Genomic DNA, 22308 nt, shown 5'->3' on the forward strand with positions numbered 1-22308 from the left:
GGCGAGCGTCGTCCAGCCGGTAGGTGAGCTCACCGGCCACGTCGACCGCACCGTCGGTTTGGCGGGTCGTGGCGGTGACGCTCTCGCAGGTCTTCTCCATGGCTCTGGTCACTTCGATGGTCCGGCGGAGCGACGTGCGTGCACAGGGCTGTACGGGGGCGGACACGGGCCGACCGGCCCTCCCCTCGGCGGCCGAACGGCCCTCCCCCGGTGGCCGGCCGGCCCCGCCGGCCCGGCGTAGCGCCCCGTCCGCACCGGTCGGTCGTCCGCGACCGGTCCGGGCCCGCCGGAGAACAGAGGGTGGTGGTCCCGTGCGCGGCCGAGCCGGCGCCTGTCCGGCCGTGGCGGGTCGACTCCCTCGCAGCGACGGCGACGCCGCTGCGCAAGCCCTCGGCCGGTGAGCCGGCGCCGGCTTCGGAAGGTCCGCCACCGCCGGGGCGAACGGCTCTGTGTGCAGGGGGCGTTGGGTTCGCCGCGGTGCGGTGGGCACGCGCGCGGGCGCCGCAGGCCTCGCTCCCGACCACGCATCGGTGGATCATGAGGTCAGACGACGGAAGGCGGCGGATGTCCCAGGTCTCGCTCGGACCGGTCCCGGGGTGGCGGCGGCTCGCGCCCGGCCTCGCGGCCCTCCTCGGCTACCGGCGTTCCTGGCTCGCGGGCGACCTTCTCGCGGGCGGGACGGTGGCCGCGTATCTCGTGCCGCAGGTCATGGCGTACGCGGGCGTGGCCGGTCTGCCGCCGGTCGCCGGGCTGTGGGCGATCCTGCCGGCCCTCGGCCTGTACGCCCTGTTCGGCTCCTCGCGCCTGCTCTCGGTGGGGCCCGAGTCCACGACGGCCCTGATGACCGCAGCCGTGGTCGCGCCGCTCGCGGCCGGCTCCCCGCAACGGTACGCATCACTGGCGGCGGCCCTCGCCGTCACGGTGGGCCTGCTGTGCCTGCTGGCGCGGGCGGTGCGGCTGGGCTTCCTCGCGGACCTGCTGTCCCGGCCCGTCCTGATCGGCTATCTCGCCGGGGTGGCGCTGATCATGATGGTGGACCAGCTGGCCAAACTCACCGGGGTGCGGACGGCCGGCTCGGAGTTCTTCCCCCAGTTGTGGTCCTTCCTCACGCACCTTCCGCAGGCGCACCCGGCCACGGTGGTCTTCTCGGCGGCCACGCTCACGTTCCTCTTCCTGGTGTCCCACTACCTGCGCGCCGTGCCCGGCCCGCTGCTCGCCGTCGTCCTCGGCACCACGGCCGTGGCGGTCTTCGATCTCGACGGTCGCTACGGCCTGAAGGTCATCGGAGAGGTGCCGTCCGGTCTGCCCGGCGTGGCCCTGCCGGACCTGGGCGAACTGCCTGACCTCGTCCTGCCCGCCCTGGGCGTGCTCCTGGTCGCCTACACGGACTTCATCCTGACCGCACGGGCGTTCACGGACCCCGACGACCCGGGCCCCGGGCTCGACGCGAACCAGGAGTTCCTCGCCCTGGGGGCGGCCAATCTGGGCGCCGGGGTCCTGCACGGCTTCCCGGTGAGCAGCAGTGCCAGCCGTACGGCCCTCGCGTCTTCGGCCGGCGCCCGCAGTCAGGCGTACTCCCTGGTCGCCGGAGCGGTGGTGCTCGCCGTTCTGCTCTTCCTCAGCCCGTTCCTCAGCCGCACCCCGTCCGCCGTGCTCGGGACGCTCGTCGTGTACGCCGCGGTCCGCATGATCGACCTCGCCGGGTTCCGCCGGCTGGCCTCCTTCCGGCGCCGCGAGCTGCTCCTGTCCTTCGGCTGTCTTGCCGGGGTCCTCGCCCTGGACATCCTGTACGGGGTGATCGTCGCCGTGGGTCTGTCGGTGGCCGAACTCCTGACGCGCGTGGCACGCCCGCACGACGCGGTCGAGGGTCTGGTGCCGGGGGTGGCGGGCATGCACGACGTGGACGACTACCCGCAGGCCCGCACCATCCCGGGCCTGCTCGTCTACCGCTACGACTCACCGCTGTTCTTCGCCAACGCGGAGGACTTCCGCCGCCGGGCACTGGCCGCCGTCGACGACCAGCGCGAGCCCGTCCGCTGGTTCGTTCTCAACACCGAGGCCAACGTCGAGGTCGACATCACCGCGCTGGACGCCGTCGACGAGCTGCGCCGCGAACTCGTCCGCCGGGGCATCGTGTTCGCCCTCGCCAGGGTGAAGCAGGACCTGCGCGACGACCTCGACGCGTACGGTCTGACGGACTCCGTGGGCGAGGGCCTGGTCTTCCCCACGCTGCCCACCGCGGTTGCCGCGTACCGGAAATGGGACGGCGAGCGGTGACGGACCGGTGCCGAACGGTCCGGCCGTTGGACCAGGTGGCCCATGGCCGGGCCGCAGGGCCCGGCCCACGCTGGTCCTGAAAGTCCGTACACCACGCCGGGAGGCATGCCATGAACGCGTCCCTCACCCCCAGCATGCTGCGCTCACTGTCCGCCGAGCACCGCCGGCGGCTCATGCGTCTGGCCCGGGAGGTATCCATCCCCCAGGGGACGCGCCTCTTCGAGGAGGGCCAGCGAGCCGACCGCTTCTGGATCATCCGCACCGGCAGCGTCGACCTGGACATGCATGTGCCGGGCCGCCGGGCGGCCGTCATCGAGAACCTCGGGCACAACGAGCTGATCGGCTGGTCCTGGCTGTTCACCCCGCACAACTGGCATCTGGGCGCCGAGGCGATCACCCCGGTGCGGGCCTACGAGTTCGACGCGACGGCGGTCCGCTCCCTGTGCCAGGAGGACCCGGCCCTGGGCAACGACGTCACCCGGTGGGTGGGCGAGATAGTCGCCCACCGTCTCCGCTCGGCCAGGACCCGCCTTCTGGACCTGTACGCCCCCTACGGCGCGGGCAGCACCCTCTGACCCCGCCCTGACAACGGACGAAGGAGCGCACACCCGGCGCCCGCTGCGGGCGGGTCCGTCCGCAGCGGGCGCCGGGAGCCGTGATGTCGCCTGACCGGGCCGGGGACCCGGCGGGCGGAGAGGCTCCGCCGCACTAACGGGCGAGCGACCCGTTCTGGGCGTCGGACGCGGAATGCCACGCGTGCATACCCGCCCGGGACGCCTCCTTGGCCTGCTGCCACTTCGCGGCCGCCTGCTGGGACGGGGGCACGTCCATGTCACGGATCATGCGCCGCCCTGCCGCGAACAGAGCCGAGGCCCCGACAGCCATGCCGGCCCATGCCACCACGGCGCCGGCCGCGGTGAGCACGGCGCCGATCCTGACGAGCCTGGTGTCGATGTCGATCATCCGATGGGACTGCATGTGGTGGTTCATGACTCCACCATCCAACGGGGGGAACCGCCTCGCATCCCGACCGACCGACGGTTCGGGAAGCCGTACGCGATCGGCTCCACATCGCGGGGATGCCTTCGGCACGTTCTGGACCGGGGCCGAGCCCGCTCGCCGGAAGGTGTCCACCGGCTCACCGGCACTTCCTCGCGAGTCGGCGGCACGGTGGAAAGGGGCCGCTCTGCGCTGCCCGTCCCCCGGCCGCCTACTGACCGGCGGGCGCGATGCGGCGGCCGGTGAGACTTTCGACCCGGATCGATCACCCACGTCTCGCGTTCGCCGCCCACCCATGGTGTGGAATGGGCCCGCTGGGTGAGTTCGCGAACGGCCTCGGGCGGCCCGTCACCTGCCGGCCGCTGCCGCGAGGGGAGGCGACGGGTTCGCAGGGGGGACGGCAGCCGGATCGGCGGTCGGCGGGGTCGCGGTCGTCGCCGGACCGCCGGGCGGCGCCGGCGCGGGCGGGGGCGGGGCGTCGGCTCCCGGCTCCTCCAGGCAGTCGACGAAGCTGACGAAATCACGCTGGTCGATCCCTTCGGCGACCACGAACCCCTTCGCGTCGTGACTGCGCAGCAGGCACATGTCGTAGCGGGCGACGGCCGGGAGTGACTCCTCCGGTTCGGCGGTCCGGTACTCGTGGCGGCCGACCAACTGACAGGAGTCATAGCGGATCAGAGGGCCTCTCGGTCCCACCGTGTAGCGGTGCGCCCGGAGTTCGGTGGCGAAGTCCTTGAAGGCGACGCCGGTGTCGTCGCAGTCACTGAAGTGGACCGTGCCGCTCTTCCAGACGCAGTCGATGATCCGCGCGTCGGGGTTGCGCACCTCGAACCGGATGTCCTGGGCGTGGAACCGCTGCACCGAGTCGTGGTGCTGGGCGACGGGAAAGCGGAAGAAGGTGCTGGTGGTGCCGTATTCCTCGGTGCTCTCCGGGCGTGTGCCGGTGATGATGTACGAGCCGCCCCGGCAGGCGATCGATCCGCCATAGGGGAATTCGAGGAAGTTGCCCCACTCGTACTCGACCTTCATGTCGGTGAACCAGTAGTTGAGGAACTGGTCCTGCTCGTTGGGGTCCTGCCCGTGTCCGGTGACCCCCGAGTACAGGAACGCACGGCGGTAGCTTCCGCCGACCCGGCACGCGTCCCACTGCATCTCGGAGTTGGTGTCGGTGCCGTCCAGGGCCAGCCCGTACTCCCACTCCCCCATCCACTCGCACTCCGAGAACCGGTAGTCCTGCGCCTGCCCCGTGGAGTAGGAGGTGAAGAAGGAGGCGCCCGGCGTGGCCGACCGGAACTGCATCCGCTCGAAGGAGATGTTCGACCAGATGTCCTCGTTGCGGCAGAGGTAGGAGCCCGGGCCCTGGGCCGGGCGGAAGATCAGCGTGGTCATGCGCTTGCCGGCTCCGGAGAAGCGCAGGCCGTTGGCCGACCGCAGTGGGGCGACGCCGTTCAGCAGCGCGTTCGGACGCGTGATGAGGTACTCGCCGGCCGGGATCTCGATCACGGTGCGCCCGACCCCGCGGAAGATCCGGGCGGCGGCGAGCGCGTAGGCGAGCTCGAACGCCGCACTGTCGTCGACGCGTCCGTCGCCGACCGCTCCGAGGTCGGCCACGTTGATCACGCGCGCCAGCAGGTCGGCGGACGAGCGGTCCCGCCAGGGCCCCTCGGCGCCGACCGGTCCCGCGAGGCCCCCTCCCGTCGCCACGGCGGCGGACGCGCTGTGGCCGGTCAAGGCCGTGGCGGCCAGCACCGTCAGTCCGCCACGCAGAATGTGCCGACGGCTGACACGAGACATCCCACCTTCTCGCTCTGCCATAATTGCCTTCTTTCCAGCGATTTCTTGCATTGTGGGAGAAAATGACCGAGTTCGCCGAAACGCTCAGACAGCTGTCCGCAGCACAGAAGCCCGCGAAGGGGACGTCGCTCTACACCCGGTTCGTCAACCGGCCGGCCGGCCGGCTCCTGGCCGCTCTGGCCTTCCGGGTGGGGGCGACACCGAACCAGTTGACCGTCCTCGGGGCCGCGTTCACCTTTCCGGCACTGGTCACGGTGGCCCTGCTGCCGCCGGGGCCGACGACGTCGCTCTGCATTGCCGCGTCGTTGGCCGTGGGGTTCGCGCTGGACGCCGCGGACGGTCAACTGGCGCGGAGTCAGCGCTCCGGCAGCCCGTCGGGTGAGTGGCTCGACCACGTCCTGGACTGCGCGAAGATCGTCACCCTCCACCTGGTGGTGCTGGTGTCGTTCTACCGGTTCTTCGCGCTGCCCAGCCGGGCCTTTCTGCTGGCGCCGATGCTCTTCCAGCTCGCGGCCGTGGTGATCTTCTTCGCCGGAATCCTGACGGAGAAGCTCAAGCGGCCGGCGCCGGGCGACGCCCGGGCCGGGTCGGCCCCCGCCCCGGCCCCGGCCCTTCGGTCCGTGCTGCTGCTGCCGGTCGACTACGGCCTGACCTGCCTCAGCTTCCTATTCCTGGGGAGCCAGGACCTCTTCCTCGCGTTGTACTGCACGCTGCTGGTGGCCCACGTGCTGTTCATGGCCGCCTTCCTGGTGAAGTGGTACCGGGAGTTGAGCTGAGCGGATCTCCGGCGAAGGCTGCGCGGAGAGCAGTTGCAGAGCTCCGCGCAGCACGGTGCTGGAGGTGTGCGGGGTGTACGGGAAGTAGACGACCTCGACGCCGACCCGTGCGAAGCGGCGCTCGAACTCCTCCCACTTGGGCGTTCCCCGCCAGTCGTCGCCTTTGAAGATGACGTCGAAGTTGACCCGCTCCCACGTCTTCAGCTTGTCGACGTCCCACTCCACCACGGCCTCGTCCACGTAACGCACGCTGCGGACGATGTCCAGGCGCTCGGCGAGCGGGACGATCGGGGGCCGGCCCTTCAGATGACTGACCAAGGCGTCGGAGGTCACCCCCGCCACGAGCCGGTCGCAGTGCCGACGTGCTTCCCGCAGGATGTTGAGGTGTCCGACGTGGAACAGGTCGTAGACCCCCGGAGCGAAGCCGATGCGTGTCATCGCGCCTCACCCGTGACGTGTCCGGGGGCCTCGGACGGTGCGGCCCCGTGGTCGGCCGTGCCCCGCTCCGGGGCGTTCGACGGCCGGTTCGCCGCGTCACCCGCCGCCCGCGTCGCGGGCTTCTTCGGCACGGTCACGTCCAGGGCGCGGGACTTGGCCGAGGTGTTCGTCCCGTCCGTCACCTCGATGCGGTAGCTGTGCCGGGAACCGGGGCGCACCGGGTCGGTGTAGGTCATCTTCGGAAGGTTCCAGTACGTGGACCGCTTGGTCTGGCGTGCCACGAGCTTGCCGTCCCGGTAGATCCGGTACGTCAGTGACGCGTCGTCCCGGTCCCAGGTGGCGCGCCAGGCGAGGGTGACCTTGTCGGCCGTCGCGGAGGACAGGGACAGGCCGGGAACCTTCGGGGCTCCGGTGTCGCGGCTCCCGAAGCGGGTGAGTCCCTGCTGCGGTTGCTCGTTGACCTGAGTGAACTCGCCGCCCACCCACAGGACGCCCTTCGACACCACCAGGGCGCGGGGACCCACCTCTTCGCCGAGTCCGCCGTTGGTGTCGGGGAACCAGTGCAGGATCCTCCGGTCCGTGACGGACTGGGCGAGGAGGTGCTGGCGGTCTCCCCTGTCGGGGAACCCGCCGGGCGTCTCGTTGCAGTTGTGCGCGTGCGAGGCGCTGTAGAGGACGCCCTTGAAGGGGACCACCGCCTGGGTCGCCCCGAAGCAGGTGTCCTTCCAGACCATGGTTCCGTTGGCGAGCCGGCCGGCGATACGGCCGTCGTAGATGCCCGGCCCGTGGCCCTCGGCGCCGACGAAGAAGCGGCTGTCGTCGCGTGCGATGGTCTTCACCGAGGACTGGGAGGGGAACCAGCCCGGGTAGGAGAGCACCGTCGCGCCGCTGGTGGGGTTCAGCGCGACCAGTGAGCGCGCCGGCCGTCCGTTGACCGTCTCGAAGTCGCCTCCGACGAAGAGCCGGCCGTGCGACGGTGCGGCCGACAGGGCACGCACCGGCTGGTCGATGTCCGCCTTGAACGGCAGCAGCGCGCCCTTGGTGTCGACCGCGGCGATACGGCTCCTGACCTGGCCGGCCACCCGGCCGAAGTCACCTCCCAGGTACACCACGCCGCCCGTCGCCTCGATGGCCCGGACCGTGGCGGACACCCCTGGATGGAACTCCTTGCGCACCGAGCAGCCCGCGGTGTCGACAGCGGCCATGTTGGCCACGGGGGCGGATGCGGCGCGGTCGAAGGAGCCGCCGACGTAGAGGACCCGCCCGTCGGGGGAGGCCTTCATGGCGCGCACCGTGTGGCCGAGGCCCGTGAACGACGGGGCGCACGGCAGGAGTTTGCCGGTGGCGGCGTCGAACGCGGCGAAGTTGTGACGCGCCACCTGGCCCTGGCCGCGCGCGGCGCCCGGTGGACGGATCGAGTCGAAGGAGCCGCCGACGTAGACGACGCCGTTCGCGGCGGCCAGCGACCAGACGATGCCGTCCGTCTGCCAGGTGGACAGCGCGTCGGCGGCGAGGGTTCCTGGGTCACCCCCGGCGGCCACGGCCTGGGAGGCGTCGAGCAGGGCCGTGGTGCAGACGAGGGCCGCGACGGCGGTCCTCGTGACCGATTTCGTACGAAGCTTTCTCAGGCGCAAGGCAAACCCCGGGATCGCAGTGGTGTGAGTGGTACGAGCGGAGAGGCGCCGCCTGGGAGCTCACGCAGCGCGGCGACGCAGCACTCCGACCAGCTCATCCAGGCTCAGCGACGCCCGATATCTCCACAAACTAGTACTAAATACACACACCCCCAAGGCCATTCCCACGGCGAGTCCTGACGGAGTGTCACCCATCCTCACGTGGACGACCGCCGGCACCACCGAGGCGAGCAGCCCGACGCCGAGGGCGCTGCGGTAGCCGCGGTCCACGGTCGTGAAGCCGAGGCACAGCCGGACGACCACGGCCGCCGCGAGGTTCTCCACGACCATGGCCGCGCCCCAGGAAACGGCGGCGCCGAGCACGCCCCAGGCCGGAACCGCGAGTACGCCGACGGTCAGCTGCACGGTGAACGCCACCGTCGTGACCGCCAGATGCCAGGAACTCCTGCCGGACATGAGGAGCACCGTCTGGGCGTTGCCGACCGCGACGTTGGCCATCGAGGCGACGCACAGCACCACCAGGGCGGGCGCGCCCTCGGCGAACTCCGGTCCGAACACGGACAGGACCGTCGTCGGGAACCCGGCCACGAGGACGAACAGCGGCCAGGAGAAGAGCACGACCCAGCAGGTCGAGACGCGGTGCAGGCCCTGCGCGCCGGCGGTCTCGCCGACGGCGAGCAGACGGCTGAGCTCCGGTGCGACGGCGAGCCGGACGGCGAGTTGGACGAGGGTGCCCGCGGTGACGACGCGCGCGACGGCGGTGTACACCCCCGCCTCGCCCGACGTGGCCAGGACCGACAGCAGGACGACACCGACCCAGACCGCGCCGATGTCGAAGACGGAGGAGACCGCGCGGGGCGCGGCGAAGCTCCAGAAGGTACGCCAGGGCACGGGTTCATGCCCGGTGGAGGGCACGGCGTCGCGGCCTGCGCGGCAGCGGCGCAGGGCGAACCAGGCGGCCAGGGAACCCGCCAGGGTGGGCAGCACCCAGGCCGCGGCCAGCGACAGCACTCCGGGCACATAGCAGGCGACGGGGATCGCGATCAGCACCCGCAGGACCGGTTTGCCGATCTGCTCCACGCCGACGAACGGCACCACCGTGCCGTATCCCCGGGTGGCGCCCAGCAGAACGGCGCCGGCGGTGGCGACGGGCAGGAAGGATCCGAAGATCCGCACCAGGGCCACGGCGTCGGCGGGCGGCAGGTGCGGCAGCAGTGTGGTGGCCACCGCGGGGAAGATCAGCAGGGGCACGGCGGCCGCGGTGCCGGCCAGCGTGGCCGGCAGGACGGCCGTGCGCAGCAGTGCGTCGACCGAGCGGCCGTCGTTGACGGCGAGGTCGCGCGGAACGAAGCGGACGAGCCCGGTGTCCGCGCCGAGCTTGCAGGCGCTGCCGGCGATGGTGAACAGGGCGACGCCCGTGAAGATCGCTCCCGCCCCCTGGGCGCCGACGGCCCGGGTGATCAGGCCGACGAGAAGGAACGAGAAGACGGCGTTCGCGACGGAGCCCGCCATGCCCCACCACCCGCCCCGCGCGGCCGCGGCCACCCCGCTCGGGGCCGGGGCGGCCCCTGCGCGGGGCGGAGCGGTCGCTTCGGATGCCGTCACCGGCGGGAGACCGTGAGCGTGCCGTCCTGAACGGGGAGGTCCATGGTCGACGAGTCCGTGTACGAGGCGGGCCCGTACTGCCGGCGACGGCGCAGCATGCGGGGGACGGCGAGACGCCGGCGCGGGCGTCCGGCGTCGAGCACGGTCCCGAGCAGGCGTCCGCCGGCGCAGCCGATCAGCTCCTGCACCTGTCGGAGGTCGTCGCGCCGGGTGCCGCCCAGGTCGGCGACGACGACGATGCCGTCGACCCGCTGGGCGACCACCAGGGCGTCGGCGTTGTCGATGAAGGGTCCGGTGACCACGACGGTGGACGAGCCGCCGTCGGGCAGTGCCCGGTGGGCCGCACGGGTGTGCGCTCCGTAGGCTCCGCTCGAGGAGAAGGCGAACCGGCCGGTGACGTCGGCGTCGACGAGGACGCTCCCGGCCGGGAGGAACGCCTCCTCCAGGGTGGGGGCCTCGTAGGGCATCAGCGGCATGCGGGTGGCGAGGTCGGAGGTGTCGGGGGCGGCGTCCACGAGCAGCACCTCGTCCCCGTCGTCGGCGAGCGCGGCCGCCAGGTTGGCGGCGACCTCCTCGGCGGCGGCGGCTTGGCGGGGAGCCACGACGAGCACCCGGCCGAGGCCGGACGGTCCGGCGATCTGCCGCAGCCGGAAGGCCATCGCACGGTAGGCCTCGGCACGCAGGCCCTCCGTTCGGCCGACCCTCAGCAGATCGTCACCCGATCCGCCTTCCCTCGGCAGCATGCCGAGCACCGGTGCGCCCATGGCGGTCTGCGCCTCGCCGACCGACCGGATGCGGGTGTCCAGGGACGAGCGCACCCAGGCCATCACGATGCCGAGGAGGAGACCGCAGACCAGCCCGAGGGCGAGCAGGGTGCGCAGACCGGGTCCCACCGGCAGGGCGGGCGGCACGGCCCTGCGGACGACGTCACCGGCGTCGGTGTCGCGGGACCGGATGTCCAGAACGCGCTTCTGCAAGGTGTAGAGCTGGTTCTGCGCGGCGGACTTGGCGGCCAGCTGGTCGCCCGCCAGCTGCTGGTTGAGGACGGAGATCTGCTGGTCGAGGGCGCGCGTGGCCCGCTGCACGGCGGCCTCGTTACGGCTCTTGCGGTCGCCGAGATAGGCCTCGGCGAAGGCGTTGGCGCCACGCGCCGCCCGCTGGGGGGTGCCGGCGGTGAACTCGAAGCGGAGCACCTGGGACTTCTGCGGATTGGTGACCCGCACCCGGGCCCCGAGGCCGGCGGCCCGGGTGTCGGGCTGTCCCATGAGGCGTGCCGCGCGCAGGGCGACGGCCGCGCTGCCCGCGATCTGCATCTCGGTGGTCATGCTGACCTGGTTGTCGGCGCTGACGCCCACCGCGCCGAACGGGTCGGCGGTGGAGCGCACGAGGGCTTCACTGGTGGAGGTGTAGGTGTGGGCGCGCTGCTGGGCGAGGGCCAGCCCGCTCAGCACTCCCAGGAGGAGTCCTAGTGCGATGAGGACGCGGTGGCGCAGGAGCCGGCGCAATTGGTCGCGTAGTTGGTCCGGCTCGTCGTACCGGTCGTCGAAGTGGATGGGTCCGGTCACGGGTGCCCTCCTGTTCCGGGGATCGATGCGTGACGGGTGGGTGCGGTCGGCATGGCCGTTGAGGGGAACCGGAACGGCCGGGCCGTGGGGGTGCTGATCAGCAGCGGAATGGCCACCAGGAGCGTCAGCGGGCCCGCGATGGCGAGCAGGCTGCCGCGCAGGAAGACCATCTGGTAGAAGGCGAAGGCCGGAACGAGGAGGGCCGCGAGGGTGCCCGGTTGCTCGCGCAACCGGTGGCAGACGTCGTCCGCACGCCGTCCGGCCGCGCCCAGCAGACAGAACACGAGGATCACCGCGAAGGGGCCCGCCCACAGGTAACTCTCGATCCACAGCGGCGCGGAAAGGTTGTGGAAGTCGTATCCCGCGAACCGGGCCAGGGTGATGCCGGTGTCCTCGGGCTTCTCCGGCCACATGGAGCGCGGCACCATGAACAGCGGCGGGCCCAGTACGCCCTCGGGCGAGAATCCGTTGTCCCGTGCGTAGTCGAGCCCGGTCTCCAGTTGCTGGAAGGCGTCGAAGTCGCCGTTGCTGGTGAACTGGTAGGCCAGGGAGACGACGGCGAGCTCCTCCCGGTCGCTGTAGCGGAAGTAGTCGCTGTAGGGGAAGAGGACCAGCAGCGCCGCGACGAGGGCTGCCGCCATGGCGCGGAAGGCACGCGGCCGGCGCAGCAGAGGAATCGTGAACAGCAGCGTCAGCAGGACCATGCCGGCCCAGAACCTCGGCTTGCTGATGGGGTTGTTGACGACGACGTTGAGCGCGACGAGCACGGGCAGGAGGAGCCAGCGGACCCCGCGCAGCCACCGGTCGCCGCCGGGCAGGAGCCGTACGCGCAGCAGACCCAGCAGGGCCCAGAACGCGGGCACCGACAGCGACCAGGTGACCAGGGACCGCAGGGAGGCGTCCGCGGCGCCGGTCTCGGTGATGGCCTGACGGCTGGTGAAGTACGCGCCCAGCCGCCCTGGCTGGCCCGAGATCACCAGCACCGCGAGAGCGAGAGCGACCGCGCAGAGCGCCAGCAGGCGCCAGGGCGCGAGACGGCGGGAGAGCAGGCGTTCCACGAGCCCCGGCCGGGCGGTGCCCTCGCGGGTGGCGAGGGTGTGCTCGCGACGGGCGGCGAAGGCCGTGCCGGCGCTGTAGGCCAGGAGTCCTAGTTCGATGACCGCCGCCGCTCCGAGCGCGGTCCCCTCACCGGTCCGATAGGGCCAGGGGTAGGCGTCGGCGGCGAGCATGGCCAGGGGTGCCAGACCGAGCCAGATGTAGGCGAAGACCCAGAATCCGAGGGCGACGAAGCGCAGCGTGCGGGCGGTGAGCACCCGGGAGAGCGCACCGCCGGCGTGGGCCACGACGACACCTTGCAGAGCCAGTGCGGCCGACATGTGCACGCCGCGCGACTGGAGGATCAGCCCGGGCAGCAGGACGGTCAGCGTCACGGCCCAGAGGAAGACCCCAGTCACACTGCGGACGCGAAGGTCCTGCATCCCGACCCCTCTGCCGAGCGAGTATTTAGGGTGAAACATCACTGAACGATATATAGCGCTCATATCCTCGGAATCCGGCTTGGCGCGCACAAATCATCAACCTCTACACATTGAGTCCGTGCCAAATCTCCCCACGACGAAGCCATCGGGTGACGCGCAGGACCGGGCGGCGCGTCAATCACCATAAATCATGACAAACGTGCTTGCTTACTGGCGCGGGTCTCACTGACCGCACATCAGATCGCCGGATAAGCAGAGGAGTTGCGCCATGAGCAAGCAGGTCGACGTCGTCGTCGCCGGCGGTGGGGGATTCATCGGTGGTCATCTCGTGGGCGACCTTCTTGCCCAGGGGCTGACGGTCCGCTCCATCGACGTCAAGCCCCGCCACGAGTGGTACCAGGTCCACCAGGACGCCGAGAACGTGATCGCCGACCTGTCGCTCCTGGAGAACGCCCGCGCGGGTGTCCGGGGCGCCCGCCAGGTGTACATGCTCGCCGCCGACATGGGCGGCATGGGCTTCATCGAGAACAACAAGGCCGCCTGCATGATGTCCGTGCTCACCAGCACCCACATGCTCCAGGCCGCGCACGAGGCCGGAGTGGAGCGCTACTTCTACTCCTCGTCCGCCTGCGTGTACGCCGCCGACCGCCAGACCGACGCGGACGTCACGGCGCTCAGGGAGCAGGACGCCTATCCGGCGCAGCCGGAGGACGGCTACGGCTGGGAGAAGCTCTTCTCCGAGCGCATGTGCCGCCACTACAGCGAGGACCACGGGTTCGTCACCCGCGTCGCCCGCTACCACAACGTGTACGGTCCGCACGGCACCTGGACCGGCGGACGGGAAAAGGCGCCGGCCGCCGTCTCCCGCAAGGTGGCCGAGGCGGTCCTCTCCGGCGACCACCGGATCGAGATCTGGGGCGACGGCCGGCAGAGCCGTTCCTTCATGTACATCGACGACTGCCTCCAGGGCAGCCAGATGATCATGAACGGGGACAGTGGCGAACCGGTCAACCTCGGATCGTCGGAGCTGGTCACCATCAACCAACTCGTCGACATCGTGGAGCAGATCGCGGGTGTCCGCTGCGAGCGCACCTACCTGCTCGACGCTCCGCAGGGCGTGCGTGGCCGCAACTCCGACAACACCCTGATCCGGCAGATCCACGGCTGGGAACCGTCGATCGCCCTGGTCGACGGTCTGGAGAAGACCTACGCCTGGGTCTACGACCAGGTCAAGTTCTCCCACTCGTGAGGCCCATCGAACACCAGGGCAGGGAGAGCCGATGAGGATCCTCGTCCACGACTACAGCGGTCACCCGTTCCAGGTCCAGCTGAGCCGGGAGCTGGCCCGCCGCGGTCACGACATCGTCCACTCGACGTGCACGGCCTACGTCTCCGGCAAGGGCGACCTCACCTCGGACACGGCCGGCCTGCGCTTCGTCACCATCGGGGACGGCACGGCGCTCAGGAAGGAGGCGTACTTCCACCGGCTCCGCCAGGAGACACTGCTGGGCTTCGAACTGGCCCGGCAGGTACGGCGGGAGAAGCCCGATGTGGTGATGCTGTCCAACATGCCCATCCCGACGCTGGTCGTGACGACCGCCGTTCTGCGGCGGCTGCGCATCCCATGGGTGCTGTGGCATCAGGACGTCACCGCCGTCGCGCTCAAGACCTTCGCCGCCGCCGACGTCGCCAAGGCGATGGGCGTGGCGGCCAAGGTCTTCGAGGCGGGCGAGAAGTGGTCGGCGCGCCGGGCCTCGGCCATCGTGGTGATCGCCGAGTCCTTCGTACGGGTGCACCGGCAGTGGGGCACCGCCGGCAAGGTCACGGTCATTCCCAACTGGGCGCCCCTGGACGAGATCGTCCCGGTGCCCCGGGACAACGCCTGGTCGGACGAGCACGGGCTGACCGGTGTACGGACCGTGCTGTACTCCGGCACCCTGGGCCTGAAGCACAACCCGGTCCTGCTGGTGCGGCTGGCGGAGCGGCTGCGCGACCGGGGCGCTCCGGTGCGGCTCGTCGTCGTCAACGACGGTCCGGCCGTGCCCGTCCTCAGACGGGCGGCGGCCGACGCGGGCATCGAGCTGACCCTGCTGCCCTTCCAGCCCTACGAGCGGCTGCCCGAGGTGCTGGGCACGGGCGATCTGCTCGTCGTTCTGCTGGCGGCGGACGCGGGTGAGTTCTCGGTCCCGTCCAAGACGCTGTCGTATCTGTGCGCCGGGCGCCCCGTGCTCGGCCTGCTGCCCTCGGACAACCTGGCCGCGCAGTTGCTCCGGCAGGCGGGGTCGGCGGTCTTCCCACCGCTGGAGTCCTCGCTCGACGACGCCTCCGCCTGGGCTCAGGAGGTCCTGGCCGACCCGGCGCACGCCGAGTCCCTGGGCAAGGAGAGCCGGGCCCTGGCCGAGCGGGAGTTCGCCCTGGAGGACTGCGCCGCACGCTTCGAGGACATCCTCCGTGCGGTGAGCCGCGGTTCGGCGCGCTGAACCGGGCCGCCGGTCGCCTCGGCCTCACCCCGGGTGAGGCGGATCCGAGGCGGCCGGCGGCCGCGGCGTCTCAGGTCGCGGCCTGCCCCGGACCTTCCCGGTAGACGTCCTCGAGCCGGTCCACGACCGCGCGGATGGAGAAGACCTCGTCGATCGCACGCCGGCCGGCGTCGGCCAGCCGGCGGCGCAGCGCCTCGTCGACGAGCAGCCGGGCCACCGCGTCGGCCAGGGCCTGCGGACTGCCGTCGGTGACCAGTGCCGCCTCCCGGCGCGCCAGTTCGGCCGCGATGCCGCTGCTGTCCGTGCACACGACCGGAGTTCCCTCGGCAAGCGCTTCGAGGACCGTCATCGGGAACGGCTCGTCCACGCTCGGCAGGACGTACACGGCGGCCTTGCGATAGGCCTCGAGTGCCGCGGCGTGCTCCAGCGCCCCGCCGTAGGAGACCTCCTCGTCCACGCCCCGGTCGGCGACCAGCCGGTTCACCGCGGCCAGTGACCCTTCGTCAGCCCCGTAGAGCGTGAACCTCGCCTCGGGGATCTCCTTGTGGACCAGGGCCGCCATCTCGACGAAGGCCTCGGGCCTCTTGCGCGGATGCAGCCGGGCGAGGAAGATCACCTCCCGTTCGTCGCGCGGACGCGCGCCCGCTCCGTCGGCGGACACGCGCAGCCCGTTGGACAAAAACACCAGCGGGGGCCCGTCGGGGCCCAGCACCTCGGTCAGTGCCCGCCGCTCCCGCTCGGTGAGCACCAGGCAGCAGCGCGCCCGGCGCAGCAGGGGCACGTACAGACGGTCGAAGACACGCGCCACGGCACCGGTGCGGGGCTCGACCATCCCGTGCGTCTGGGTGACGAACTCCTTGCGGCGCAGACGGGCGACGACGAGCCCGGCGAGGGAGACGAGGTCGCGTCCCGCATGAAGGTGAACCGTGTCGGCGCGCCCCATGGCCCGCCACAGATCCACCAGCAGCCGGGGGTTCATGAGTCCGAGGCACCCCCGGCCCGGAACGAGGCGCCGAGCCGGGCGGGAGACGAAACGGACGCCTCCGATGCGTTCCGCGGCCCGTTCCCTGCCACGCCACAGCGCCACGAGCGTCACGTCGTGACCGCGCGCGGCGCACTCCTCAAGCTGGGCGACGGCCACACTCGTCGGACCTCCGAAGGCCCCGTCGTCGCTGACGAGCGTGACCACATGGACCAGTCTCACGCCGTGGCTCCTTTCGCGGATGCGGGCGCAGCCGTCGTCGACGGGCCACCCGTGGTGAGGACCGAATCCGGCGCGAGATCGTGGTGCGCGACGGCGCAGGCGCCCACCACGGCGCCCCGGCCGACGGTGACCCCGCGCAGCACGACCGCGCGGGCGGCGACCCAGCTGCCCGGCTCCAGACGGATGGGGCCGTTGTCGAACTCGAAGGTGGCCGAACGACGACGATGGCTGCCCGTGCACAGCAGGGCGCTCTGCGAGAGGCAGGAGTCGCTGCCGATGGTGACGGGTTCGAGGTTGAGGATCCAGGCGTCCTCGCCGATCCAGACGTCGTCGCCGACGTCCAGTTTCCACGGCCAGTGGACGCGCACCCCGCGCCTGATCAGCACCCGCTGTCCGATGCGGGCGCCGAACGCGCGCAGCAGCACCGGCCGCAGGCGGGCCGGGAACCACCACTTGACGAACAGCAGATGGAGAGCGGCGTACCAGGCCGCCTGGACGAGCAGGGGGCGTCCCTTGTCGTATCCGGCACCGGTGAACCCGCGCAGGGATCGCCGTGCGCCGGGGGTCGGTGCCGACGGGGCCTGTATGGCCGGCGTCCGTGCGGACGGATGCTGTGCGGCTGTGGTGTGTGCCATGACGGTGTCCCTTCCGAGGAGCCCAAGACGTCCACGTCCGGGATCCTTCACGCCCCAGGGGACGGATCGCCCGCGATCACCGCGTGTTGGCCGCACACCGGCCCGGATGGAGGATGTGGCCCCGAGGGGCCACACCCCTCCTCAGTAGGCGCCCTGACCGTCCAGCACCGCGCGAAGGGTGCGGGCCATGACGCTCAGGTCGCCGGACAGCGACCAGTTGTCGACATAGCGCAGGTCGAGCGCGACCGTTTCCCGCCAGGACAGGTCGGACCGTCCGCTCACCTGCCACAACCCGGTCAGGCCCGGTTTGACGTGCAGCCGGCGCATCTCGGTCCCGTTGTACCCGGCGACCTCCTCCGGCAGAGGGGGACGCGGGCCGACCAGGGACATGTGACCGAACAGGATGTTGAACAACTGGGGCAGTTCGTCGAGCGAGTAACGGCGCAGGATGCGCCCCACAGGGGTGACCCGGGGGTCCTGGCGCATCTTGAACATGTGCCCGTCGTTCTCGTTCTCCTCCTTCAGCGCGCTCTTGAGGCGGTCCGCGTCGACCACCATCGTGCGGAACTTCCACATGGCGAACGACCTGAGGTGCCGGCCGACCCTGGTCTGGCGGTAGAGGACCGGGCCGGGTGAGCCGAGCGGCACGGCCAGCGCCAGCAGGAGCAGCAGCGGCGAGAGCAGGACGATCAGCGCCAGGGCTCCCACCCGGTCGACGACGGCTTTGACCAGCGTGTGCACACCGCGCTGCAACGGTGGTGCGATGTCCAGCAGGGTGAGGCCGGCCGCCGAGGTCAGCCGCACCCGTCGGCGTGCCACGTCGATGATGCCGGGCAGCACCATCAGCGAGCGGCCCCCTTCGTACAGCGCCCAGGACAGCCGGCGGATCCGCTCGCCGGACATGTACGGGCCCGGTGCCACGAAGACCAGGTCGGCCGCGAGTTCGTCGGCCGCGCCCAGCACGGCGGCGGCGTCCGTCTCGGGCTCGTCGCAGGGCAGCGTCACGCACACCGGCACCCCGGAACGCACCTCGCCGTCGCCCACCGGACAGGCTCCGACGATGACGTACTCGTGGTCGGTGCGCTGGGCGAGTTGCTCGACCACCGCGTCGAGTGCCGAGGCCTCGCCGACGACCAGCACATGGCGCAGGGCGCGGGCGTTGCGGCGGGCGGCCAGCAGATGACGGTGGATCATCGTCTGGCAGACCGCCGTGAGGATCAGGGCGGGGATGAGCGCGGTGAAGGCCTCAGCGGGAACACTGCCCAGTCCGCAGACCACGCGGAGCGTCGCCAGGGCGCCGACCAGGACGAACCAGTCCCGCATCACCGCCCGCAGAACGCCCCCGTCGCCCCAGGCCAGGGGGGTGTAACGCTTGCTGACCACGCCGATGAGCGGCCACAGCAGGGCCGCGGCGGCCGCCAGGCGCAACGGGTGGGGTTCATGGACTTTCACGATCGTCGCCGCCACGGGCAGGGCCGCGGCGAACAGGTCCACGCATACGGAGAGCGGGTAATACCAGAGAGTGCGCCTTTCCTGACGGTGGAGGGGATGGCGCGCCACGGGGATCGGCGCCTGTCGGGACATCGCGATTCTGAACCGCCGCATGGTCTCTTTCGAACCCCCAAATCGCAGTTCACGGGCGCAGCCGCATGGACCACAGACGCACAGCCACACCCTTGACGTGATCCTTATATCATCAGATGGATAGCTAAATCAGACTTTCAACCCTCGCCATGCGCGGCTGTCGGGAAGACCCACGAACAGGGGAACGAGGACCCGACGTATCGCGCCCCGCCACGGCTTGGGGCACCGTGGAGACGTGTGACACACGTGACGAGGCCGTCATGGCCGAGAGGAGCACCCCGATGTCGAACCACACCTACCGGGTCACGGAGATCGTCGGCACCTCGCCGGACGGCGTCGACGACGCCATCCGCAACGGCATCACCCGCGCGTCGCAGACCCTGCGCAACCTCGACTGGTTCGAGGTGACCCAGGTGCGCGGACAGATCGAGAACGGCGACATCGCGCACTGGCAGGTGGGACTGAAGGTCGGCTTCCGCCTGGACGAGTCGGACTGACACCGAGCGCCGGCCCCGGGTCGGGCCCGGTCCGCACCCCCGCCCACGCCCCCCGGGCCCGGAGGCCGTGAAGCCGCCCCTCGGGCCCGCCGGGCCACGGCCTGTCAGGTACGCCCCTCGCCCTCCTGCGCCTGCTTCAGTTCACCCGAGGAAGCGGCCCAGCGCGCCCGGACGACGGTGAAGCCCGCCCGCTCCGCGTCGTCGCACACCAACTCGTCGTCGTCCACCAGGACGCGCACCTCGCGGCCGCGGGCCAGCCCGCGAAGGATCTCCAGCTTGGTGCGCCGGGCGGGCCGGCGGTCGTCGTTGCGCCGCATGTGCACACGCCCGTTCGGCAGCCCCTGCGCGGCGAGCCACTCCAGCGTGTCGCGCCGGCAGCGCTCGGGCCGGCCGGTGAGGTAGACGACCTCGCACTCCTCGGCGGCGGCCAGCGCCAGCGTCACGCCCTGAGGGAGCGGCGGGTCCTGCGGCGCGGCCGCGAAGAACGCGTCCCAGTCGCGCGGCCTGCGCTCCAGGAACCGCTGCCGGTGCGCCGTGTCGGCGAGGGTGTTGTCCAGGTCGAAGACGGCGACGGGCCGCTTGGTGCTGTCGGTCACGCCATACACCCTAGACAGTGCGCCCTCGGGCCCGTCATCTCAGCCCGTCATCGCAGCAGCCCGCCCTCGGCCCGCCCGCGCATCCGTGCAACGGCGTCGTGGTGACGGCGTACGGGCGCGATCCGCTGCGCCCCGGGGCCGATCCGGGGCGGCACACCGGGTGACCCCGGACACGACGTCGCGCCGTACGGAATCCGGCGGGATCCGCGGTGTTGAACCCTGTATGAGCTCCGTGATCGCCTCGGCCCGCTTCTCCGTCCTCGACCGCTCCCGCACACGCGAGGGGCACACCGGAGCCGAGGCGCTCCGGGACACCGTGCTGCTGGCGCGGGAGGCGGAGGCGCTGGGCTACCACCGGTTCTGGGTCTCGGAGCACCACGGCGTACCGGGGGTCGCCGGGTCCGCGCCCACCGTGCTGGCCGCCGCCGTGGCCGGCGCGACGGACCGGATCCGGGTCGGCACCGGCGGCGTGATGCTGCCCAACCACCGGCCCCTGGTGGTGGCCGAGCAGTTCGGCGTCCTGGAGTCCCTCTTCCCCGGGCGCGTCGACATGGGGCTGGGGCGCTCGGTGGGCTTCACCGACGGCGTGCGCAGGGCACTGGGCAGGGGCAAGGACGACGCGGACGACTTCGCCGAGCAGCTCGAGGAGCTGCTCGGCTGGTTCATCGGCACCTCCCCCACGGGGGTGCGGGCGCGGCCCTCAAACGGGCTGACCGTGCCGCCGTTCGTGCTGGCCATGGGCGAGGGCGCGGACATCGCCGCCCGCGCGGGGCTGCCGATGGTCATCGGCGACCTCCGCGACCGCGAGAGGATGCGGCGCGGCATCGACCGTTACCGCGCCCGTTTCCGGCCCTCGCCCTGGGCGCCGGAGCCCTACGTCGTCGTCTCCGGGACGATCGCCGTGGCAGGGACGCCCGAGGCGGCACGACGGCTGCTGATCCCCGAGGCCTGGTCGATGGCGTACTCGCGCACCCACGGCACCTTCCCGCCGCTGCCTCCCGCCGAGGAGGCGCAGGCCCGCGCGATGACCGCGAAGGAGCGCGGCTTCTACGAGTCCGGCCTCACCGGCCACCTCGCGGGCACCGAGGAGCAGGTCGCGCAGGAACTGGAGACCGTGCTGAAGGAGACGGGGGCGCAGGAGGTCCTGGTCACCACCAGCACCTACGACCGCGCCGCGCTGCTGGACTCCTACCGCCGGCTGGCCGGCATCGTGCAGGCCGAGCGGAGCGACGGCTGACGGCCCGTCGCCGATCGGCCCCCAGCCGGCCGGCCGGCCCGTCACCGGGCGTGGGCGGCCTTCGCGCATCGGCTTGCGGGGTTTGTCCCGCCCCGCACCGGCCGCGCGGCCGAAGATCCGTACGGCGTCTCCCCCACGCCGAGCCCGGACGAGCCGTACGGCGACGAGCCGTCCACGCGGGACGGTCCCGTCCGGGTCAGGGAGCCCGCGAGCACAATCTCCGGAACGTGGACGGCGACATCCCGCGTGACGTGGTGACCCAGGGCGTGTCTGACAATTCCCGCCGGGCGCGCGGCGTCCGGCACGGCACTCCCCCAGCCTTCGGCCGGGGGTGCCCCCACGCCGCGTTGTCGCATCACCCGAGTACATCCAGTACGCGGGCGATGCTCCGCCTTGCGATGCACCGCACCGGACGCCACGCGCTGATCCGACGCGAATTGTCAGACACGCCCTAGCCCCGTTGCTCCCGCCACACCCGGTAGTGGTCCAGCAGGGTCTCCTCGATCGGGCGGTAGGAGAGGCCCAGTTCCTCGGTGCTCCTGCGGTTGTCGACCCTGAAGCGGATGCCGAGGTGGTTGCGGATGTACTCCTGGGAAAGGCCGAAGGCGGGGCCGAGGATACGGACCGGCCAGTGCGGGAGGGCGGTCCGGGGCAGCCGCCGGTTCTTCGGATGATGCTTCAGCAGGGCCTGCGACATCTGGTGGAAGGAGGTCATCTCCTGTGCGGCGACGATGTAGCGGCCCTGGGCGTCGGGTCGTTCCGCCGCCGCTATGTGGGCCGTCGCGACGTCCCGTACGTCGGCCGTGGTGAAGCTGAAGTCCGGTGCGCCGTAGAAGAAGTACCCCTTGAAGAGTTCGTCCAGGAGGAACAGGCTGCCGGAGTCCGAGGCGGGGGTGAGGGACGGGCCCAGGATGAGGCCGGGGTTGACGGAGACCATGCGCCAGCGGCTCTGGGCGGCCTCCGCCTCCCAGGCGGCCCGCTCGGCCACCGTCTTGGCGTAGTGGTACGGGTTGTTCTCCACGGTGCTGGTGGTGTTGAAGTACCTCTCCGACAGGGTGTGGTCGTCCATCTTCCGTACGTCGGCGTAGTCGCCGAAGATCGCGCCCACCGTCGAGGTGAACACGAGGCGTTGGACGGTCTCCGTGCGCTCGATGGCCGCCAGGACGTTGCGGGTGCCGGTCAGGGCCGGCTCCACCATGTCCCGTCGGCCGTCCTTGATCTTCTCCGGCATGAGGAAGGGGGAGGCCACATGGAAGACCACCGCGCAGCCCTTCATCGCCTCGTCGAAGGAGCCCTCTTCCAGGAGGTCCGCCTCGAAGAGGTCGAGGCGGCCGGGCTGTGCCTCCCCGAGGGCGCGCAGGGGCTGGAGTCTGGCGGTGTCCGTCGTGCCGCGCACGGTGGCGTGCACGTGGTAACCGCGCTCCAGGAGCTGCCGTACGAGATGGGCGGCCAGGAAGCCGCTGCCCCCCGTCACGAGTGCCGTCCGGCCGGCCTGGCTTCCGTTCACAC

18 protein-coding genes and 1 pseudogene are annotated in these 22308 nt (G+C 71.5%); 7 read left to right on the forward strand and 12 right to left on the reverse strand.

Annotated features, from left to right (window positions below; all coding sequences use genetic code 11):
• Nucleotides 1–564 precede the first annotated feature (564 nt).
• The gene (locus OHS71_RS05345) at nt 565–2277 is read left to right on the forward strand and encodes a SulP family inorganic anion transporter (RefSeq protein WP_328477314.1); all 1713 of its coding nucleotides are present in this window, start codon (nt 565–567) and stop codon (nt 2275–2277) included.
• Between the two features lie 110 nt (nt 2278–2387).
• A complete protein-coding gene (locus tag OHS71_RS05350) occupies nt 2388–2852 on the forward strand; it encodes a cyclic nucleotide-binding domain-containing protein (RefSeq protein ID WP_328477316.1) in 465 nt (154 codons plus the stop codon).
• 133 nt (nt 2853–2985) lie between these two features.
• Here OHS71_RS05350 and OHS71_RS05355 read toward each other — a convergent pair whose 3' ends face one another.
• The gene (locus OHS71_RS05355) at nt 2986–3267 is read right to left on the reverse strand and encodes a hypothetical protein (protein ID WP_328477318.1); all 282 of its coding nucleotides are present in this window, start codon (nt 3265–3267) and stop codon (nt 2986–2988) included.
• A gap of 357 nt (nt 3268–3624) precedes the next feature.
• Complete coding sequence (locus tag OHS71_RS05360; RefSeq protein ID WP_328477320.1) at nt 3625–5070, reverse strand: glycosyl hydrolase family 28-related protein; 1446 nt, start codon at nt 5068–5070, stop codon at nt 3625–3627.
• A 62-nt stretch (nt 5071–5132) separates the two neighbouring features.
• On the opposite strand from OHS71_RS05360, the gene OHS71_RS05365 reads away from it, so the two are divergent.
• Nucleotides 5133–5846, forward strand: coding sequence for a CDP-alcohol phosphatidyltransferase family protein (locus tag OHS71_RS05365; RefSeq protein ID WP_328477322.1), 714 nt, complete (start codon nt 5133–5135; stop codon nt 5844–5846).
• Here the strand turns inward: OHS71_RS05365 and OHS71_RS05370 are convergent.
• From OHS71_RS05370 to OHS71_RS05390, 5 genes and pseudogenes are all read right to left on the reverse strand, one after another.
• A pseudogene (locus OHS71_RS05370) lies at nt 5803–6284 on the reverse strand (adenylyltransferase/cytidyltransferase family protein). The gene OHS71_RS05365 and the pseudogene OHS71_RS05370 overlap by 44 nt on opposite strands.
• Nucleotides 6281–7918, reverse strand: a complete 1638-nt coding sequence (locus OHS71_RS05375; protein WP_328477324.1) for a fibronectin type III domain-containing protein — start codon at nt 7916–7918, stop codon at nt 6281–6283. Before OHS71_RS05375 ends, OHS71_RS05370 begins: the two are co-directional and overlap by 4 nt.
• Before the next feature lie 60 nt (nt 7919–7978).
• Complete coding sequence (locus OHS71_RS05380; RefSeq protein ID WP_328477325.1) at nt 7979–9523, reverse strand: oligosaccharide flippase family protein; 1545 nt, start codon at nt 9521–9523, stop codon at nt 7979–7981.
• Nucleotides 9520–11088 carry a hypothetical protein gene (locus OHS71_RS05385; protein WP_328477327.1) on the reverse strand — a complete coding sequence of 523 codons (1569 nt, stop codon included), beginning with the start codon at nt 11086–11088 and terminating at the stop codon, nt 9520–9522. Before OHS71_RS05385 ends, OHS71_RS05380 begins: the two co-directional genes overlap by 4 nt.
• Complete coding sequence (locus tag OHS71_RS05390) at nt 11085–12566, reverse strand: hypothetical protein (RefSeq protein WP_328477329.1); 1482 nt, start codon at nt 12564–12566, stop codon at nt 11085–11087. The genes OHS71_RS05385 and OHS71_RS05390 overlap by 4 nt, the downstream gene beginning before the upstream one ends.
• A 268-nt stretch (nt 12567–12834) precedes the next feature.
• On the opposite strand from OHS71_RS05390, the gene OHS71_RS05395 reads away from it, so the two are divergent.
• Together OHS71_RS05395 and OHS71_RS05400 are read left to right on the forward strand one after the other, a co-directional pair.
• Nucleotides 12835–13815, forward strand: a complete 981-nt coding sequence (locus tag OHS71_RS05395; protein ID WP_328477331.1) for an NAD-dependent epimerase/dehydratase family protein — start codon at nt 12835–12837, stop codon at nt 13813–13815.
• A gap of 31 nt (nt 13816–13846) precedes the next feature.
• Nucleotides 13847–15046, forward strand: a complete 1200-nt coding sequence (locus tag OHS71_RS05400; RefSeq protein WP_328477333.1) for a glycosyltransferase family 4 protein — start codon at nt 13847–13849, stop codon at nt 15044–15046.
• 70 nt (nt 15047–15116) lie between these two features.
• Here OHS71_RS05400 and OHS71_RS05405 read toward each other — a convergent pair whose 3' ends face one another.
• The 3 genes from OHS71_RS05405 to OHS71_RS05415 all read right to left on the reverse strand — a co-directional run bounded on the left by OHS71_RS05405 (nt 15117) and on the right by OHS71_RS05415 (nt 18379).
• Nucleotides 15117–16250 carry a glycosyltransferase gene (locus tag OHS71_RS05405; RefSeq protein ID WP_328477335.1) on the reverse strand — a complete coding sequence of 378 codons (1134 nt, stop codon included), beginning with the start codon at nt 16248–16250 and terminating at the stop codon, nt 15117–15119.
• On the reverse strand, nt 16247–16885 hold the full coding sequence (locus OHS71_RS05410) for a putative colanic acid biosynthesis acetyltransferase (RefSeq protein WP_328477337.1): 639 nt from the start codon (nt 16883–16885) through the stop codon (nt 16247–16249). Before OHS71_RS05410 ends, OHS71_RS05405 begins: the two co-directional genes overlap by 4 nt.
• Nucleotides 16886–17026: 141 nt before the next feature.
• A complete protein-coding gene (locus OHS71_RS05415; RefSeq protein WP_328477339.1) occupies nt 17027–18379 on the reverse strand; it encodes a sugar transferase in 1353 nt (450 codons plus the stop codon).
• A 371-nt stretch (nt 18380–18750) separates the two neighbouring features.
• Here OHS71_RS05415 and OHS71_RS05420 point away from each other — a divergent pair, with 371 nt between their 5' ends.
• Nucleotides 18751–18966: a dodecin gene (locus tag OHS71_RS05420; RefSeq protein WP_328477341.1), complete on the forward strand. Its 216-nt coding sequence runs from the start codon at nt 18751–18753 to the stop codon at nt 18964–18966.
• Nucleotides 18967–19070: 104 nt separating this feature from the next.
• On the opposite strand, the gene OHS71_RS05425 is transcribed toward OHS71_RS05420, so the two are convergent.
• Nucleotides 19071–19562, reverse strand: a complete 492-nt coding sequence (locus OHS71_RS05425; RefSeq protein ID WP_328477343.1) for a phosphatase domain-containing protein — start codon at nt 19560–19562, stop codon at nt 19071–19073.
• 223 nt (nt 19563–19785) lie between these two features.
• On the opposite strand from OHS71_RS05425, the gene OHS71_RS05430 reads away from it, so the two are divergent.
• Nucleotides 19786–20799 carry an LLM class flavin-dependent oxidoreductase gene (locus OHS71_RS05430; RefSeq protein ID WP_328477345.1) on the forward strand — a complete coding sequence of 338 codons (1014 nt, stop codon included), beginning with the start codon at nt 19786–19788 and terminating at the stop codon, nt 20797–20799.
• Nucleotides 20800–21250: 451 nt separating this feature from the next.
• Here OHS71_RS05430 and OHS71_RS05435 read toward each other — a convergent pair whose 3' ends face one another.
• Nucleotides 21251–22306 (reverse strand): NAD-dependent epimerase/dehydratase family protein, encoded by a 1056-nt coding sequence (locus tag OHS71_RS05435; protein WP_328477347.1) that lies wholly within the window; start codon nt 22304–22306, stop codon nt 21251–21253.
• Nucleotides 22307–22308: the final 2 nt, after the last annotated feature.

The organism is Streptomyces sp. NBC_00377, assembly GCF_036075115.1.
Classification (GTDB): domain Bacteria; phylum Actinomycetota; class Actinomycetes; order Streptomycetales; family Streptomycetaceae; genus Streptomyces.

What these genes read in the sequence shown, in the direction of transcription:
- OHS71_RS05345 (WP_328477314.1), top strand. Translation starts at nt 565, where the DNA reads ATGTCCCAGGTCTCGCTCGGACCGGTCCCGGGGTGGCGGCGGCTCGCG.
- OHS71_RS05350 (WP_328477316.1), top strand. Translation starts at nt 2,388, where the DNA reads ATGAACGCGTCCCTCACCCCCAGCATGCTGCGCTCACTGTCCGCCGAG.
- OHS71_RS05355 (WP_328477318.1), bottom strand. Translation starts at nt 3,267, where the DNA reads ATGAACCACCACATGCAGTCCCATCGGATGATCGACATCGACACCAGG.
- OHS71_RS05360 (WP_328477320.1), bottom strand. Translation starts at nt 5,070, where the DNA reads ATGTCTCGTGTCAGCCGTCGGCACATTCTGCGTGGCGGACTGACGGTG.
- OHS71_RS05365 (WP_328477322.1), top strand. Translation starts at nt 5,133, where the DNA reads ATGACCGAGTTCGCCGAAACGCTCAGACAGCTGTCCGCAGCACAGAAG.
- OHS71_RS05390 (WP_328477329.1), bottom strand. Translation starts at nt 12,566, where the DNA reads ATGCAGGACCTTCGCGTCCGCAGTGTGACTGGGGTCTTCCTCTGGGCC.
- OHS71_RS05395 (WP_328477331.1), top strand. Translation starts at nt 12,835, where the DNA reads ATGAGCAAGCAGGTCGACGTCGTCGTCGCCGGCGGTGGGGGATTCATC.
- OHS71_RS05400 (WP_328477333.1), top strand. Translation starts at nt 13,847, where the DNA reads ATGAGGATCCTCGTCCACGACTACAGCGGTCACCCGTTCCAGGTCCAG.
- OHS71_RS05410 (WP_328477337.1), bottom strand. Translation starts at nt 16,885, where the DNA reads ATGGCACACACCACAGCCGCACAGCATCCGTCCGCACGGACGCCGGCC.
- OHS71_RS05420 (WP_328477341.1), top strand. Translation starts at nt 18,751, where the DNA reads ATGTCGAACCACACCTACCGGGTCACGGAGATCGTCGGCACCTCGCCG.
- OHS71_RS05430 (WP_328477345.1), top strand. Translation starts at nt 19,786, where the DNA reads ATGAGCTCCGTGATCGCCTCGGCCCGCTTCTCCGTCCTCGACCGCTCC.